The sequence below is a fragment of the Nitrosospira multiformis ATCC 25196 genome (genome assembly GCF_000196355.1).
GTDB classification, from domain to species: domain Bacteria; phylum Pseudomonadota; class Gammaproteobacteria; order Burkholderiales; family Nitrosomonadaceae; genus Nitrosospira; species Nitrosospira multiformis.
In genome coordinates, this window is the sequence record NC_007614.1 from 1,053,685 (window position 1) to 1,073,374 (window position 19,690).

The window sequence follows — 19,690 nt, forward strand, 5'->3', positions numbered from 1 at the left end:
CTTTAGACATTGAAGTTCGATAACAGGAGTTGCCGCGATGCCCGGTACCAGCGGAATGCCAGGGGTTCTGGAGCGAGATCAAAACGGACATGGACACGCGCTCCCAGTGACACATCTCCTACCGATGGAGGAAGCAGCAAATCGAACTGGAATACGCGCGCAAGTGTTTTCGTTCCATTCTCATCACGAGGATCAGTGGCGTGAATTCCACCATGCTCAAGCGCCAATGCCTTGCTGGGAAGCTGGTCGCGCCCGCCGGGCACCTCCCGCAACACCTGTGCCGGATAAGTATCGCTCAGGCGATCGATCAACTTGAGATGTACGCTTTTGAGGCCACTGCGAACAACATCGATGTCATCCTGGGTAAGCACAACTCGAACCGTTCTTATTGGCCCTTCCAATACATATCCCACGAGTTCCCCTTGTTGCATAAATTTACCCGGTAAATCGGGTGCGTTTGGAATTACCAGTCGCCCTGATGTCCGAGCTTCTACCATCAACTCCTCGACACGATTTTCCAGTCTGGCTAGCAGAGTGCGCTCTTTTTCCAGTTCGTCATGGGTAATAGCCGCCTGTAAGCGGTCTTCAAGAAAGCTTGATGAGTATTGAACCACCAATTGGTCTACTCGTGACCGCTGGGATAACAATTGCGTGATGAGGTCAGGATCACTGGACTCAATCACCATTTCTCCCTTGTTAACCTGCACTCCCGAATCCACCAATAACCGCTGCACGAACCCTGCGGTGTTTGCCCGAATCTCCGCATCTTCCGGTATCCAGATCACGCCTTCGGCATGACGATAAAACGGCATAGGTACCGCCAAAGAGAACAGGACGATGAAGGCAATTCCCCCCAAAGTGACACCTACTGCACGGCGCCGCTGCCGATGAAGCGCGGGGCTATAAAACACATGATGAATTCCCTTCACGATTGGAATTACGAGCATACTGGCAACACTCCACATCGCAAGGATCACCCCGACAAAGAATAACTCGCCTGCAATGAACACGACGATTGCAAATGTCACAAACAGCCTATAAGCGAATGACGCCAGCGCGTAAAACACCAGCCATAATCGCTCGCTTCTGGTTTCTGGGAGCGGCTGTACATCCCGTTTTCGGAATGCATAACGCTGGACAAGGTATCCCACGTACTGGTTGGCGCGACTGGCGAGATTTGGAATCTCGATCAGGTCGCTAAGAATGTAGTAACCGTCAAAACGTAATAGCGGATTGCCGTTAAAGACAATGGTGGATAGCCCGGCAACGAAAATCACGTTAAAGGCCAAAGCGTGGATTATTCCATGTTCAACTACCAGCCATACATACATGGCCAGAGCAGCCAGGAACAACTCGACCATCATTCCGGCCGCTCCAACCAGAGCACGACGCCGCTTACTGCGAAATGCCGTTGCGGCGGTTGCGTCCACGTAAGGAACAGGCATCAGCACGAGGAGCATGATTCCCATTTCATGCACTTCGCCGCCACCGGCCTTGGTCGTATAGGCATGGCCCAGTTCATGCAGCAGTTTCACCAGAGGAAAAACCAGCCAAAGGGCGAGCAGATTGCTGGATGACAAAACCCGGTCACTGAGGTTCTGCGTCAAATCCTCCCAGTGGGAGGCTGTCATGATTAAAGCGGGTGTCACCACTGCCAGCCAGAGAAGGCCGCCACGCCAGGTGAAGAGCCACTTAAGATAGGGATAAGTGAGGTTGATGAAACGATCCGGATCCCACAGGGGAAAACGGATCGACATCGGATTCAGGAAATTTTTTATCCATTTCGACTGCCGTTGCTTGACTCTGCGTTGGGATAGCTCCAGCAAATCCGGCGACACATCACTTTGCAGTATGTCTGCCATATGCAACTGGGTAAGGAGTTGAATCATGTCGTCCTGAGACGGCGCCGCTGCCTCAAGCTCCTTTGCAACCAGCACCCAGATTTCCTCGACGGTATGTTTCCCGTCCATCAGGCTGATAGCGAGATATGCACCCGGCGCGAAACGATGCATGCGGCCTGTGGCCGGATCCTGTAATACATACCAGGCCCGCCCCCGAAAACGATGGCGGTGCACCTTGGCATGCGTCCGCAGGACCGGTTTCAGATCAGCGACACGATACCAGGAGCTACTCAGGGAAGATTCAGCCACTACCTGCTTCCTATGGATTCAGGTTCACGGCAGCCAGTTCCAGCTCAGCATACGCAGCCAGTCGATAAATCGATGGGTCCATATCCAGATCAACGTTCGTTCACCGACACTAATTTTCCCTACGCCCTCCATCCCGGGGCGAAGTCGTGGAGGGGCATGCTGAAGCTTCGCCTCGACACGAAAATAATTGTGCCCCTCTTCGGCTTCGGCGATTGAGATATTGATCACCTCCAGAGGCATGGACTCGGCTGATAGGCCGGACAGAACAATAGTGCCTTTTTGTCCTGCCGCCACATCACGAATATCCCGCTCATCGACCTTGAGTATGACCCTGTAGGCATCGAGCGGTGCAACTTCAAACAAAAGTTTCCCTCGCTCCACCGGGCTTCCAAACATCTGGCTCAGATCACCCGTCACCACGATCCCGTCAAAAGGGGCACGAATGGCAGTGCGCGCCAGCTTTTCTTCCACGAGGGTCAGCTGGGCCTCCGCTTGCGCGACTTGCGCCACCAGAATACGAACTTGCGGTCGATCTCGTTTGGCAAGCGCATCGCGGTACTTACGATCATTCTGCTCAAATTCGCTCAGCCATTTCTGGCGCTCTACCAGCAAATCGCGATCATCCAGCTTGGCAAGCAATTGTCCGTGTTTCACGGTTTGACCGGCCCGTATATAAGCTTGAGCGATATAGCCTTCAAAGGGCGCAACGACCGCCCGCTGGACCTCACCTTCCAGCACTGCTTTGGCGGGGACCCGGTATTCAGCTTCAAATACCGAAATGAAAATCAGAAATGCCAGCAGGAAAGCAGCAGCGTAGCGGAAACTCGGGCGACGTGGATCCACCAGAGCTTGAGCAGCTGCGCGCAGCTGCTGCGCGGAGCGACCCGCAATCCAATGAGTCGCATCCTCTTTCATATCCAAGATGGGGCCGATTAACGACGCCGTAGCCTGGCATAGCTCCACGTCGGCGAGCATAAAGCGTGTTTCTGCTCGCTCCAATGTAATCACGCCCACGCCTCGCCCGGCGCTCCACAGTACTATGGACAGAACCGAACCTGTCTTGGCTATATCCTTGTTTGCTACCGCAATGCCTTTGGTCAGTCCCTCGATCGGGGGATATGCGATGGTTTTACGCTGATCGAGCGCTTCGTCCATGGCATTCTCGATTTCGGTCACAAACTGGCTTTTTTTTTCAAACCAGGCAGAGTTGGAAAGTGCAATCAGGTGAACCTGATTTTTTCGCTCCATGCCAATCGCGATTCGCGTGCAGGCAAGACGTTTGCATAGTTCGTTTGCAATCGCGAGGGAAGCATCTTCGAGCTTTGGGTGTTCTCCTGCCAGCGCGGCTACATCCAGCGCTATCGCCGCGCGTTCCAGTTGCCGAGAATCGTCAGTACTTTTCTGGCGCCAGAAATGGGATTCAAACCATCCCATTCCCCAACTTAATTGCTGATTTATCTTTTGCAGCGCGGCAGCGGGACGCTGCGTGACCTCAAGCGCTACCGCTCCGTGCAGGCGTCCATTCAGCTCGATGGGCCAGGTAATCAGAATCGTTTGATCGGTTTTTCCGGGCTGCGTGTTGCCTGCCCGGCAAATAAGGCACTTTTGCACGGCGCTGCCAAGATGAGTGACATCCCGTGTTCCATGAGGCCAAATACCTGCTGGAACATAAGTATTAGCGGATTCCTCTATTACAAGAAGGCCCGTTTCGACCCCGTCCAGCATGCCGCACAGACGCCCAAGCCATGCTTGTGAAGGGCCTTGGCCAGTGCGGTATCCGCTGGAAACGCCGTATAGAGTTACTTGATCTTTTGATTCAGCAGAAATCCCTGGGGTCGAAGTCTCTGCATTCGACGCGGGCTGTGTCACTTAACTACCCCTGTCTGGTCTGTCACTCATTTGTTTCATACCAAAGCCTCATACACCACGCCATTGGATGAAGCGACACGCAGCGAGCCATCCGGGGCAAAGGCCAAGCCGGAGATCTCACTGTCGTTGACACCCTGGGAGGCAAGATCGATGCGGCGCACTTCCGTGCCGGTGCGGGTGAACTCCACCAGCGTGGCGGCTGCAGAATAGGTTCCCAGCCACAGGTTGCCCGTGACCGGATCGATCGTCAGGCCGGCATAGCTGTATGTGGTGAAAGGCACCGCGAAACTCGCGATCTCGGCACCGGTCGCGGCATTGATCTCCACGATGCGGTTGCCCGAATTGCGCGCATCCGTCACGAACAGGTGGCCGCTGGCCGCATCGAACACACCGGCGGCAAGATCGTAGTTCTGCCCCAGCGTGAGGCTCGCAATCACCGCCCCATTTGCCGCATTGACGGCAACCACCCGGTCTGGGCTGGCGTAGCCATTGAACAGCAGCAGGCTGCCTTGAGGCACGTTGGTCCCATTGAGATTGATCGCCTCGCCCAGCACCTGCAGCCCCGCCAGGCTGAAGGCATAAGGCGCGCCAAAGGCATCGGTGAGCGTGATGGTCTGCAGGATCGCGCCGCTGGCTTCATCGATGCGCAGGATATGGCCGGGATTGCTGTTGTCGCTCACCCACAACGCTCCCGTGACAGGATCCACCGCCACATCGCCCAGAAGACCTATCGCCCCCGTGTCGCTGCCCGGGCGCAGCAGGTTGAGATCCAGCGCCGCGGAGGTGCCGCCCGCGGTAGTGACGGTGAGCCCCCCCAGGCCGTGGCGCGGCAGAGTACTGTTATCCAGATAGGCGCGCCCATTCTGGTCGGTGTTGTAGTACACATCCACTCCACCATTGACCCGGCTGTCGGCTACCGTTGCGCCGGCAAAGCCATAGCTGCTCGCGCCTTCCACGAAACCCGAGCCGTACAGGTACAGTGCGCCACTCTGCACATCAAAGCCGGTAAGCTTGGGCACGATCTGCAGCAGGGGCTGGCTGGCCGAGCCGAATACCTGCAAACTGGCTACCCCATTGGCGTATTCCGGAATGACGAGCGTGGCGCTGCTGCCATCGGCCGCCGCGCTGGTCGGACTCAGGCGGGTCATCCGCGCATCGCCGTTGACATCGGTCCAGCGCAGCAGCACATCGGTGGCGGTGGATAGCCCCGTGCCCTGCAGGGTGACCGCCTGCCCCGGATTGGCCGAGGCCTCGTCCGCATCCGCGGGTGTGCCGCTCAAGGCCGTGGCGGCTATGCCGCTCAAGTTGACGCTGTAGCTCGCGCTGGCGCCGCCCGCGGTCCTGATGCTGATGGGGCCGAAGGTGCCGCTCGACAGCGGCACCGTCACTGTGACCTGGCCGTTGGCGGTGTACACCCCATTGACATATCCGTAATAAACGTCCGGCCCGGTGTTCACCCCCGCATCCAGCACCACGTCGCTCCCGAACCGGTATTCGCTGTTGTTGCCTTCCACAAACCCCAGTCCGCTGATCACTACCGTCGCACTGCTGCCATCACTCGCCACTCCCTGTACCTGAACGTCCACAATCACAGGAAGTATCTGCAAGGCCAGTGCGCTGGCGTTGCGGTCGCCCACCACACGCACCGTGCCGGTAACCGCATTCAATGGCACCGCCACCTGGATTTCCGTGCCCCCCGCATTGACGGTAGCGGGCCGCACAATCAACTGGCTGCGGTTGCCGTTATTGTCCACCGTCTCGAACACCACATCCGTGCTGGCATCCAGCCCGCTGCCTTGCAGCTTGATGGTCTGGCCGGGCACGGCTGAGGCCTGGGTACTGTTGGCAGGCGTGCCGCTGTCGGCGCTGGCCGTAATGCCGGTGATGCTCAAGCCGAAAGCAGCGCTGGTGCCACCAATGGTGGCGACCTGAATGGGGCCAGTGGGGACGTTCGTAGGTACAATCAGATTGAGGGTCGTATTCTCTCCATAGCCCAAGGCTGTCTTGCCATCGACATAACCTTGATAAACGTCCGGTCCGGTATTCCGTGATGAATCGTTCAGTCGCTGACCACCGAACAATACGGCAATGGCGCCTTCGGCAAAACCGCTGCCGCTGAGCGTCAGGAAGCCACCGTTGTAAATACTGTTGAGGCTGGCACTGATATCGCCTAGTGTGGGCACGATCTGCAGCAACACGCCGCTGCTGTCTCGGGCAAGACGCAGCGTGCCGGTGGTCGCGTCAACGGGCACGACCACCGTCATGCTGTTGCCATCCGCAGCCACGCTCGCCGGCACGATAGCTCGCTCAGCCAGCCGACCGGAACTGTCGATGGTGGTAAACACCACCCTGTCGCTGCCTTGTAGGCCGCTGCCTTGCAAGGTGATGGTCTGACCGGTGTTGGCGGAAGCAATGCCACTGCTGGCAGGCGTGCCGCTGCCAGCAATGGCGCTGATGCCCGAGAGATTCCTGCCTGCCAGGCTGGCCGTTCCACCGCGGGTGCTGACGGTGATGATGCCTGTTGTCACCCCGGTGGGTACGGTCAGGGTCAGCAACTGCTGATCTGCCGAACTGCTGCCAAGACCCTCGAACACAGTGCGTACATTGAAGCTGCCGGTGGCGCGGCCATCGATCTGCACGGTCAGTTCGGAACCGACCAGCCCAGTGCCTTCCAGCACCACGGTGCTGCCTGGTGCCAAGCTGCCTCCAAGCGACTTGAGGGTGGGCACGATCTGCAGGTCGAAGCCCGCGTTGCTGCCCAGCACCGTGACCTTGCCCGTGCGCGCCAGCGCAGGTACTTCGATGCTGAGACTGGTGCCACCGCTGCCCGGCGTGCCGGTGCGGGTAATGGTGCCCAGCGCCCCGCTGTCGTCGATCCCGGTAAACTGCACCAGGGTCTGGGCGGTGAAAGCCTGTCCGGTAAGCGTGATGGTCTGCCCGGTGTTGGCCGAGGCCTTGGTGGCATCGGCCACCGTACCGCTATTGGCTGACGCGGTAAGACCGGTGAAGAGAACGGTCGGCTGCGTCCCGAAGGCCGAGCCTGCGATCTCGGCATAGCCGCCTTCGGTGGTCACGCGGATGGCGCCATCGAGCGTACGTGGGGCTATCACGCCCAGGGTGTCGTTGCGCGTCCCGCTGACATCCACGCCATTGACCGCAGCGCCAGTAAAGACCCTGCCGCCGATGGTCACGGTGCTGGTTCCTTCCATGAAGCCCGAGCCGATGAGGTTGAAGGCATTGTCGCTGCCCGGCCGCCCGCTCAGACCACTCAGAGTCGGCACGATCTGCAGGCGTATGCCGCTGCTGGCGCCATAAGTTTGTACCGATTGTGCATCCGGATAGTAATTGGCGAAGGTTTCCCGGAAGATCTGCTGCCCGTCGGCCGTGATCTGGATGAGATCCGGGCCAGCGGTGGGATGGCTCCCCTCCCAGCTGTCCAGCGCATACAGATCGAAGCTCAGGGTATAGGTCTGCCCGGCAGTCAGCCCGCTCAGGTTCAGCACCTGGCTCGCATTGCCAAAGCGCCCGGAGAATTCGCTGAAGGTGCCCAAGGCATTGCGATTGGTTATCTGGTTGCTCCAGTTGGCCTTGGCCCCGCCTTCAAAGGTGTCCGCAAATACAGTAGTTGAGCCTTGCTTGACGACAACGTTGTCGATGCCCCAGCTCTCGTCGTTGATATCCTGCAGCCCGCCGTCGGCAAAGCGCAGCACGGCCGTGCTGCTATTGGCCGTAAAGGTGGTCGTGACATTGCGGTAGATGGCATCGTTGTAGCTGGTGAAACCGAGGTTGCTGGCGCCTGTATTGACGACCTTGACCTCTCCGGTCGCAGCCAGGTCGGGCACCAGCACCTGCAAACGCGTGCCCGCATCATTTATCGCCAGAGGCTTGATGGCGACTATGCTGGTGTTGCCGTTGCTGTCGCGGGTGTTGAACAATACCTGGGTGCCCGCCCCGAAGTTGGTGCCGCGCAGTTCGATGATCTGGCCGATATTGGCCGCGGCCACGCCGCTCTGTGCAGCCACGCCATCGGTGGCGGAAGCCAGGACCTGCGTGAGTGTGGCGCGCTGAACCGCGTCATCATGCGCAGGATCGATCCGGTACACCACGCCATTGGATGAAGCGACACGCAGCGAGCCATCCGGGGCAAAGGCCAAGCCGGAGATCTCACTGTCGTTGACACCCTGGGAGGCAAGATCGATGCGGCGCACTTCCGTGCCGGTGCGGGTGAACTCCACCAGCGTGGCGGCTGCAGAATAGGTTCCCAGCCACAGGTTGCCCGTGACCGGATCGATCGTCAGGCCGGCATAGCTGTATGTGGTGAAAGGCACCGCGAAACTCGCGATCTCGGCACCGGTCGCGGCATTGATCTCCACGATGCGGTTGCCCGAATTGCGCGCATCCGTCACGAACAGGTGGCCGCTGGCCGCATCGAACACACCGGCGGCAAGATCGTAGTTCTGCCCCAGCGTGAGGCTCGCAATCACCGCCCCATTTGCCGCATTGACGGCAACCACCCGGTCTGGGCTGGCGTAGCCATTGAACAGCAGCAGGCTGCCTTGAGGCACGTTGGTCCCATTGAGATTGATCGCCTCGCCCAGCACCTGCAGCCCCGCCAGGCTGAAGGCATAAGGCGCGCCAAAGGCATCGGTGAGCGTGATGGTCTGCAGGATCGCGCCGCTGGCTTCATCGATGCGCAGGATATGGCCGGGATTGCTGTTGTCGCTCACCCACAACGCTCCCGTGACAGGATCCACCGCCACATCGCCCAGAAGACCTATCGCCCCCGTGTCGCTGCCCGAGCGCAGCAGGTTGAGATCCAGCGCCGCGGAGGTGCCGCCCGCGGTAGTGACGGTGAGCCCCCCCAGGCCGTGGCGCGGCAGAGTACTGTTATCCAGATAGGCGCGCCCATTCTGGTCGGTGTTGTAGTACACATCCACTCCACCATTGACCCGGCTGTCGGCTACCGTTGCGCCGGCAAAGCCATAGCTGCTCGCGCCTTCCACGAAACCCGAGCCGTACAGGTACAGTGCGCCACTCTGCACATCAAAGCCGGTAAGCTTGGGCACGATCTGCAGCAGGGGCTGGCTGGCCGAGCCGAATACCTGCAAACTGGCTACCCCATTGGCGTATTCCGGAATGACGAGCGTGGCGCTGCTGCCATCGGCCGCCGCGCTGGTCGGACTCAGGCGGGTCATCCGCGCATCGCCGTTGACATCGGTCCAGCGCAGCAGCACATCGGTGGCGGTGGATAGCCCCGTGCCCTGCAGGGTGACCGCCTGCCCCGGATTGGCCGAGGCCTCGTCCGCATCCGCGGGTGTGCCGCTCAAGGCCGTGGCGGCTATGCCGCTCAAGTTGACGCTGTAGCTCGCGCTGGCGCCGCCCGCGGTCCTGATGCTGATGGGGCCGAAGGTGCCGCTCGACAGCGGCACCGTCACTGTGACCTGGCCGTTGGCGGTGTACACCCCATTGACATATCCGTAATAAACGTCCGGCCCGGTGTTCACCCCCGCATCCAGCACCACGTCGCTCCCGAACCGGTATTCGCTGTTGTTGCCTTCCACAAACCCCAGTCCGCTGATCACTACCGTCGCACTGCTGCCATCACTCGCCACTCCCTGTACCTGAACGTCCACAATCACAGGAAGTATCTGCAGCAGGAATGTCCCATCCGCAAAAGTCGTTTTGGTACTGCCGACCTGTGAAAACACCTGGATCTCGCCGGTGACCGCATCCAGCGGCACCCTGAAATAAGCCAGGCCCTGCGTAGCATCAAAACGACTGACCACCACGTCACGCGTGGTTTTGTTTCCACTCGCATCGATCACGTTGAATGTGGTGCGGGCCGTGGCAGGATCGAAGGGAACGGGTAGGCCGATTTCCTGGCCTGGATTGGCAGAGGGCGCCTGGGTGATTTCAGGCATGCCGCTGCCCGCGCGGATATCGCTGGCAGGACGGATGGTGAAATTAAGGACAATGGGCGCGGTAAGCGCATTGCCCGCCTTGTCCGCTATCACCGACGGATCGATGCGCAACTGGTAGGTTCCGGGCAGCAGGTAGCCATTCGGCAGGATGGAGAGCGATTGGCCGAAGGAGCGGGTATCCAGCCGCACATCGATTGCCCTGTCATCCGCCGTGCCCGCGACGCCATCCGAACCGGTGTTTATCAGCTCAATGCCCGACAGGTTCAGCTTGGCAAGATCCAGCGGCTCGTCGAACGACACGTCGATCGAACGGACGAAGAAGACGCGTGCGCCCTCATCCAGGCTCATCTTCGTCACCTGGGGTGCGAAGGTGTCAGGTACCACGTCCAGCACCACCGGATCAGACAGTGTGGCGTTGCCGCCTGTATCCGTGGCGCGGACCTGGATGGTCAGCTTGTTGCCGCTTTGTGCGATCGTTGGCGCCTGTGCGAACAGTTCGAACGGGAAGGCGGCGTCGTTCGATACCACCTGCCCGTTGACCAGCAGCTCGACATTGCGCACCTGCACATCATCGGTCACAGTGGGAATGACACTGACCGTGCGGCCTTCCAGCACCTGGATGCCGGCCTTTTCCGGATCGACATCGATCCCATCCACCTCGATGGATACCGTGGGGGCGACACCCTTGGTATCAAACCCTATGTAGTTGACGATCTGCAGTCCGGCTGCGCCATCGGCGACGAAGGCGAGACCGTTGGCGAGCACCACATCCCTGGGAGCAGCCGGCAGGTTGATGCGGGTGATGAAGCTGCCGGTATTGGTGGGATCGTTGCTGCTGCTGACATCCAGTGCATAAATCTGCTCGCCGCGTGGACCGCGCAGATTGCCGGCGGTGACGAGCAGCCCGGAACCGGTGGCAGCCAGCGACTGACCGGCTATATTGGCTGCATCGATGCTGCTAATCAATTTCAAGTCGGCAGGGTCGGAGACATCGACCGTGCTGTACCCCTGGGTGAAATCGGTGGCAGTGCCGACATAGGCCACGCCGCCACCCACGAAGAGCTTGCCGCCGCCGGCGTCCAGCACTAGCGAATCGCGCAGGGTGAGCAAATCGCCATCTATACTGATTGCACGCAGCGTACGGTTGGTATCCATGGTGTAAAGTGTCTTGCCTTCGAGCGCCAGGCCGGTCAGTGTCGTCCCACTAGAATTCCCCAGATCCAGAGTCTGGCGTATATCCCCCGTATTCAAGTCCACGGCTGCGACGCTATCCCCAACTGCGATATAAGCGAGACCATCGCGCACTTTGACCTGCGTGACGAAATCGCCAAAGGTTATCGTTTGTCGCAGGACGGGCAAAACAGGGTTCGAGACATCGATGATATGCAGTCCACCCTCGTTAGCCGCCACAGCGGCCAGTCCACGGACTGCATCTACGGCGACATCTTTGTTTGAGCCGGAGAGCTTTAGCTCGGCAAGTAATGTAGGTTTGGTGAACCGTGATACGTCGACTACGGCCAGACCAGAACTACCGGTGGCGACATAAGCAGTTAGTTTCGACGCATCGGAAGTAGACCCTGCAACTGACACCGCTTCGGCTGTGCCCTGGAGAGTTGTCGCAGACACCACACCTGTGGGAATGCCAAGCCCGCCAAGTGGATTGAGGCCCTGCAGTAATTCAGAGAAGTCAAGAATGCCGTCTCCGTCAGTATCTCGATCTAAAAGATTTGTTCCAATTATTTTTTCAGCAACATCAGGTAAACTGTCTGAGTCCAAATCAATAAGTCTGCTAGCTGACAAATAGAGCGGATTTGGAATTCTCGTGCTTGTACCGGAGGCGGAACTACTGAATTCGGCCCAACCGTAGCGGCCAGAAGCAGCGTCATAGATTTCAACTCTAAGCTTAGAATCGGCAGGAAGCATCGTATCTATGGTTCCATCTGCAGCTGTTTGTCCTCGAAGTTCGAACCCCGTTCTTAAATCCGTTATCAAGAAAAAAGCGTTGCCTGGGTTTCCTACAATGCTAGCTATTCCATCTGCTAGTGTACTGCCTACATTAAGGACCTTTGATTCAAGATCGCCTATGCTGATCGCAGAGGAGTCGATTAATTCCCGTTGGTGAGCCAATAAGGCAGTAAAAGTGTTGTTGGTGGCTGCAAGCAGGTCATCCGATGTAGTGGCGACAGCGGTCTTACTTGAATTCGCTATGAAAGCTACTCCCGATGTGAGAATACTTCCCGATTCTGTCGATTGCGCTTCAATATCACCGATTCCCAGCGCGACTTCGATAGCATCAAGACCTATGCATACCGCTTCGAAGCCCGCTTTTGTTATTAAATTCTTAATGCCCCCTCTAACCAAGTCTAAAAGGCTTTCGGCGTTGCTAACCGTAAACTCCGCGACATCTATCGCACTGCAACCGACCTCGACCCAAAAAGTCGGACAATCATGCTCCTTTAGGGCTTTAACAAGCGAGTCGCAGGCTTCGCTAAGTTCCTCAAGGATAGGTTTAGCCGCTTCAAGCGTTTTTTCCAACAGTCCAACAGGATTTTTTGACGTCGCTTGTTCGACCACGGCCTCATATATAGCTTTCCACCGATCCTTGTTCGTTTTGATTAATTCAAATCCTAATCTAAGGGCACTAGGATCCCCACCACTATCAACCTGCTTTTTAAATTCGGCAAATTGTTCAATCATTGTGGTGGCCATTTGAGCAGACTCACTCATGATGGTATAGAACTCACGCAGACCCGCAATGTTCTTGACCAGATTGCGTATGAGACTATCAACAGCGGCAGGGACGCGATCTAAGAGCGCATCCTTTGCTGCACCTAACTCGTCACAGTCTTCCTCGGGTAATGGATCTCTTGGGGGATTCGGACCATTAGTCGGCGAGCCTGGCGGTGTCATCCCATGCCACCCCGGTGCCATAACCCCTGACCCTTCATCTGACACCACTGTTTTTCCATCGGCAGATACCGTCCCGGTGCCGCTGATCACCAGCAATCCGGTCGTATGATCGAAGCTCAGAATGTTGAGCTTAGTTCCCGGAGCAGCATTGAACACGTTCGGGAAGGTAATCTGTACGGGCTGGGTGAACGTGTTGACGCCCGGCGCCTGTATGGTGATATCGAAGCTGTGCTGCAAGACGCCTGGCGGCAGCATGTCGCGCACGAGTTCCGGCGGTACGGTGTTGATGCCGATCTTGACGTCATCCAATACCTTGCCGTCGAACCCCACGGCGCTGCCGGGCGGGACGGTCAAGGTGAGCTGGCTGCGCTGCTCGCCCGTCAGGTCCGGCGCGGATTTGTCGTCGACAGTGACAACGGTGGTTTCCGTCTGGCTGATCTGCTGGAGAGCGGAGGTCTGCACGCGTGGCAGGTAGACTTCGCGCCGGTCCGCATTGGCAAGCCGTTCCTCGTTGGAGCCCATGCTGCCCATTACCGTGTTGGTGATGCCAGGCAGCAGTTGTGTCGACATGACCATCTCAGGGAAGAAGATCCCCTCCGGCGCATTGGTGGCTGTGCGCCCATCCACGACGACCTTGACTTCCCCTACCGGTACCTCGGTCAGCTCGAAGTTGCCATTGGCGTCGGTGTAGACCACCTTGTCTTCCAGACCGATGATGTAAACCTTGGCGTGCGCGATGGGGTTGAGGAAAACGTCGTCCGGGGTATGGATGACGCCATCCGGGCCACGGCGGATGTCATCGAACGTCATAGGCAGCAGGTCGGGGCCGGGATCCACAACTTTGCCAACCAGCTTTGTGCCGGCGACGACAGTGCTGCTGATGCTGGTAAAACTCCAGGTGAATTCGCCGCCCGCCGCGCCATTTCCATCCGCGTCCAGGAAAGCCCCGTCAGCCTGGGCGCGAATGGCGGAGCCATTCAGGTGCAGCGTGATGTTGGAGCCGCCCGGCATGGGCTTGTCGAAGAACACCCAGGCGAAGCTGCCATCGAGTGCAGGAACGATGGTGGTATCGAGTTTAGTGCCATCCGGCCCGGTGGCGTAGAAGGTATTAGCGGTCAACGTATTGGGGTTGACCTCGCGCGAGAAAAATACCTGCGGACGATAGGTGACGCCCACGTCCCCGGTGCCTCCGGTGGGCGTCACCCGCGTGATGGTGAAGGGTGCCAGCGCCTCGACCTTGACCTCTCGTATGACATTCGCCGTGTTGCCGGCCGCATCCCTGGCGTTGAGCGCGAGCTTATGGTCGCCGATCCCCAGGTTACCCAGGATCAATGCCTGATCGAAACTTCCGGTGGTTGTATCGAAAATCAGACTGTGCTTCTGCCCGCCATCCACGGTGTAGAACAATTCCACGAGCCAGGTGCCGGTGGGATCAGCCGTTCCCGTTACGCGGCTGGCAGCGGAAAGGGTTGCACCATCAGCGAGGCTTGCAAGGTCGAGCGCGGGTGCTTGGGTATCGAGGGTGAAGCTGCGGTTGAATCCGGCGGCGAGGTTGCCCGCGGCATCGCGCGCCAGGATGGTGACTGTGTGGCTGCCATCCGCCGTGCCGTCAAGTGCAAAAGCAGTAGTGATGCTGAATTTGCCATCCGCATCGAGCGCGAGATCCTTCAGATCACCCCCGTCGATCCGATACTGCGCGCTCACAACACCCGAGAGATTGTCCAGAATCTGGCCGCTGAGAGCGAGGTTGGTATTGAGCGCGACAGGTGTATCCTGGGCGATGACCATTGGTGCCTGGGTATCCGCATCGAGCGCGAAGCGGGCCAGTACTGCCTCGGCCACCTGGTGCCCCAGAGTCTGCCCGGCCTGGTTGGTAAATTCGTAATGAATGCCCCCGTAGACGCGACTGCGCCCCGCTTCGCCGGCGGCCGCATCGAAGTTGTCGAAGCTGCGGGTGACACCGGGAAGCGTGTAGGAAGTGGTGGAAAAGGAGGTATCGTTGCCGAAGACTTGATTGAGAATGCCGGCGGCGGCGGCACTGAATGTGGAGTGTCCCGAGACATATTCCGGATGGGCCGGGGTGATGAGCAGCGGTTTCCAGCCCTCTTCCTTGATGGTGGCTGCGTTGTTGTCCAGATCGGCGTTGTTGATCGCCGTTTCCGGACGCCACAAGCCGTAGGTATATTTTGCGTCCCAGCAGGCGATGGCTGCGTCAGCCAGAGCTATATTGAGCATGGCAAACAGCCGGGCATTGGCACTGAGGCTGTTGCCCTGCGCCCGCGCAATTTCCTCCGCAATCTGGTTCCAGTGGCCGGGCGGCGTGTAGCTACCCATACCATCTGCCCAGAACTGGGCCTGCTCCGTCTGGTCAGCGGTTCGCGTTGTGCTGTTGGCGCTGCCCACGCTGCGAACTTCTTCCACGGACTGTGCATACTCAGATGAGTCAAGCGCCGGTGGCGCGGGGGGACGGAACTGATTCGCGGCGCTTAAAGCAAATGGGGTAACGGTTGACCATTGCGGTTGATCTGGAACATCGAACATCGGACCAGTTGGCCGCCATTTGCCCAGCTCGGTACTGCCCGGATAATCCACAAAGGTCTGTGCACCATCGTTGCCGCGCAACGCGAGAACGGTATCGGCCACTGCTGTGCCCAGTGCAATGCCGGCATCCTTGGCCGGTCCTTCCGCGACTTTAGCCAGGGAAGCTGCCAGCGCGGCGTCGAAGGTTCCTTTCTGGCCAGGATATTCCACAGTAAGAACCCGATGAGCTGCTGCCGCCACTGCGGCATCGGCGGAAACAGGGCCCGTGGCGCTGAGCTTGACCAGGTATGCCTGAGTGCCATCGATCGCGGCCAGGCTGTCGTAGATTGCCAGACTCACCATGGCGAGCAGACGGGTCGCGATTGGGGGGTCAGTCACATCGAGGCGTATGGCTTCGAGCGCCTTACTGTTCCAGAACAGCGCCTGATCCTGCGTTATCTCTCCGGTGCGCTGGAAGGTGAGGCTGCGCTCCGAGGTATTTCCCGCTGCATCAATGGCGCGCAGGGTCAGGACATTGGCGCCATCCTGCAATGAAATGCCGGCCAACTGGAAGTTGCCCAGGTTGTTTGCAAGCGCTGAAATGGATGTGCCCACCACGGATATGCTGACTCCGGGTTCGGAGGTTCCCACCAAGGCGACCTTGGCTGCGTTGGTGATATGGTCCCCCACCGTTCCGGAATCGGAAGTGACCGCGAGGTCGAACACGGGCTGGATGGGTGCGGCAGTATCGAGCGTGAAAGCGACATCGATCTGTGCGGAAGCATTTCCTGCCGCATCGAAAGCCTGCAGATGGAGGGTATGACTGCCATCGGTCAATGTCCCGCCGAAAATGGTTTCCAGCCGCGGAAGATCGAGTACGAACTGACCATTGCTGCTTACATGGCTGATTATCTCCCTGTATTGCGCGACAGGAGTGGCATCGAAGCCCGCGAGCAGGCTGGTGACCGCCACATTGTCGCTGGCTGTGCCGGAGATGCTTACGCTGGAAGTGATGCCATCCGTTGCGCTGGCACCGGTATCGCCAGTCAAAGCGGCATTCAGTTGAGGCAGAACGGTATCACCGCCGGCGGGTATCTCGCTGCGCCTGATCGTCTGGCTGAATTCACTGCTGTTACCCGCCCCATCGGTGGCGCGCGCGGTAAAGTCGTTATCACCGAGTGCAAGGGGGACCTCACTGAACGAGAACGCTCCCTGGCTGTCGGCTACCGTATTGAGGGCTGCTTCGACCAGATCGACACGTGCACCGGGCGAAGTGGAGCCCGTCAGAACCACGGTGTCGTTAGTCGTTGTATTGTCCCCGAGCGTGCCTGTGTCCGACTCGGGCGCGAGCCCAAGCGTCGGGGTCGACGGGGCGGCCGTGTCCAGAACGAATTGCAGTTCGAGACTCCGCGTGTTTCCGGCTCCATCCCGAGCAATGAGGTGCAGGTTATGCGCTCCATCAGCCAGCGGTGCGCCATTGATTGCCGCCAGTTGCGCCGAAGTAAGGTTGAACGTGCCATCCGTTTGAACGCTGTCGAGGATTTCCTGGTATTGCTCTGGCGGCATGGCATCAAAACCTGCCAGGAGACTGGTTAACCCGACATTGTCGCTGACCGTGCCGATAATGCTTCCGTTGGAAGTGATGCCGTCGGTTGCGCTGAAACCGGTGTCGTTGACCAGCGCCGCGTTCAGTTGTGGCAGGACAGTGTCCCCGCCGCTGGGTATTTCGGTGCGTGTGATCTTCTGGCTGAACTCACTACTGTTACCCGCCACATCGGTAGCTCGCACGGTAAAGTCGTTATCACCCAGTGTGAGCGCTACCCCGGTAAAGCTGAACGCACCTTGACTGTCCGCTACTGTGTTGAGGGCAGCCTGGACCAGATCGACACGTGCACCGGGCGAAGTGGAGCCCGTCAGAACCACGATCTCGTTAGTCGTTGTATTGTCCCCGACGGTGCCCGTATCCGACTGCTGCGCTAGAGCGAGCGTCGGTACCGATGGAGCAGTCGTGTCGACCGTCAACTGCAGAGCGGGAGACGCACTGCTGACGTTGCCAGCCAGGTCTTCCGCTGTTGCGTTCAACGTATAGGCGCCGTCAACCAGTTTATCCAGCTGGTACTGAGTCTCAGGCCCCGACCTGATCCCGGCAACCAGTAATGCGCCCATATAAAGCCTGATGGCGGTTTCCGCTTCCGCGCTGACGTCGATCCTGGGGGCGTTGATGTTGGTAACGTTGTCATCGTTTGCGCTTCCGCTATCATCTCCTGCCGCAAGATGGACGCTGGGTGAACCAGGTGCGGTAGTATCGAGAATGAATCGGAGATCGAAACCCTGCGTGTTTCCAGCTTTGTCTGTGGCGACAAGATGCAACGTGTGCTCGCCGTCAGTCAGCGCCGACCCGTTGATGACAGCCAGTTGGGCGGCGGTAAGAGTGAGTGTGCCATCCGCCTGCACATCGCTGAGGATTTCGGAATACGGGGCGAGGAGTGCATCATCAAAGCCAGCCTTGAGCGATGCAATACCATTGGCATCCGTAATCAGTCCTTCAATCGTGGCATCGAATGTTACATGGTCATCAGCACTGCGTCCGGTATCATTTGAAAGCGCTGCCTTTACGCTGGGCTTCGTGGTATCGATTGTGGATGTGGCCAGTTGCGGCAGGGTCGATGGCGAGACAGACAGGCCCTCGATCTTCACTAGGCTGGGAAAAGAGCCCGCAATGATGTTCGAAGATGAGCTCAGGCTGCCGCCAATGATGATTTCCTGGATTCTGCTCGCCGTGCCGCCAGTCACGACATCGTTGCCATCATCGAATATTCCGTTGCCCGGGTCGATGCCGACCCAGACATGGGAGTCGATGACAGAGCCGGTAACACGGAGCCGGCCAAGCAAGCCTGAGGCAAACTGATCCGCAGCACTTCCTGTGCCTCCGAGCCCACCATCGCTCCCCAGGTTTGCACCCACGATAATGCGCGCCTGCTCCAGGTTACCACCCACCTGTAGCATCTGCAGGGATGGTGTGGAAAGCTGGCCGCTGGCGGTGCCCCTGGTGGAGAATAAAGATAAAGGAGCTGCAAACGCAGCTTTCCATGATGCGTCCGTTGACTGCGCGACTATCTGGCCTGCACGACCCAGCACTATCCATGAGCCACCACTGATGGCGCCGCCAATCTGGGCATTGACAAGGGTATAAGAGGTGGCCGGGGCGCCGGACAAGTTGATATCCGCGGAGAACTCTCCAGTGGCAGTCAGCGTACCCAAAGAAGGTCCATTGATGGATGCGGGGGCAGAACCAGACGCAAGCCATTCCTGTACCGCCACCGTATTGATTGGCGTTGCACTGGTCAGTACCAGTGAGCGTACACTTCCTGCGCTGAACGCCATGCCGGACCCCGTCCCTTGCACCAGCAACGATGAGGTTCCCTTCACGTCGCCTAGCGTAATGTTCTGAATACTGCCTGAAATGCGGGCGGTTCCCAGTAAATCCAGGTTCGATGCAAGAATGGACTTGATATTACCGTCGACTGCCAAGCCGGTCAGAAGTGAATGACTCCCGCTGGTGGTGACGGTCAACGCGCTTGTGGTATCGGTAGAAAAGAGCGACAAGGCAAGGCCCGCTCCGGATCTCGTTACCTCGCCCCATCCGGGGCCACTCAGGGAGAAAGTGACGGCTGTGCCATTTGTATCATTGACGCTCAGCGATGTCGGCAATGCATGACCTGGAACCTGGCCGAACTGCCGCGCGATATTCAGGGCTCTCTCCGCCAGGAAAATGTTATTGTTTTCATCTTCTTCCGCAATTTCCTGATCTGGATCGGCCGAAGCGATGAGTTGATAGCTGCCTATATCGAGGGCGCCGACTGAAACAGGGACATCGAGTGTCGTGGATGTCCCAGGCAATAATTCCGGGGAAGAACTGGTTGCGGTACCGATCAGGGTATCGCCAGCATCCAGTTGTGAATCGGATGAGGCGAAGAGTTTTACGGTAACGGGTGTGGCGGGTGCATCGCCCTGGTTGGTAATGAGCACCGAGATTGAGGCGGGCTCCGTAGGAAGGAAATCGCGGTCAAGCGAAGATGAGTCAATTGAACCGATGAGATCGGCACTCAGCAGCAATCTCGGCTCAAGCGCTTCAATCACCAACCGCTTGTGCTGTGGAATATGATGGGAATCTTCGGGCGTACTATCCTGCACGCCTGTCCTGCGCAACAAACTATCGAGTAGCTGGCTAGCACGGTTATTATTCAATTGCTTACGCTGGTCCAGACGTGCACGCTGATTCTTGGATTTTTTTGCCACGAATATTCCCCTTAGTAGCGT

The 19,690-nt window shown here is 58.5% G+C and carries 3 protein-coding genes; all 3 read right to left on the minus strand.

What is annotated here, in order from left to right:
* Positions 1-2 precede the first annotated feature (2 nt).
* Genes NMUL_RS04880 through NMUL_RS04890 form a run of 3 tightly spaced genes read right to left on the minus strand, consistent with a single transcriptional unit; the run spans position 3 to position 19,669 of the window.
* A complete protein-coding gene (locus NMUL_RS04880) occupies positions 3-2,150 on the minus strand; it encodes a PqqD family peptide modification chaperone (RefSeq protein WP_011380273.1) in 2,148 nt (715 codons plus the stop codon).
* Between the two features lie 24 nt (positions 2,151-2,174).
* Complete coding sequence (locus NMUL_RS04885) at positions 2,175-4,019, minus strand: efflux RND transporter periplasmic adaptor subunit (RefSeq protein ID WP_011380274.1); 1,845 nt, start codon at positions 4,017-4,019, stop codon at positions 2,175-2,177.
* A 35-nt stretch (positions 4,020-4,054) separates the two neighbouring features.
* Positions 4,055-19,669: an Ig-like domain-containing protein gene (locus NMUL_RS04890; protein ID WP_041352391.1), complete on the minus strand. Its 15,615-nt coding sequence runs from the start codon at positions 19,667-19,669 to the stop codon at positions 4,055-4,057.
* Positions 19,670-19,690: the final 21 nt, after the last annotated feature.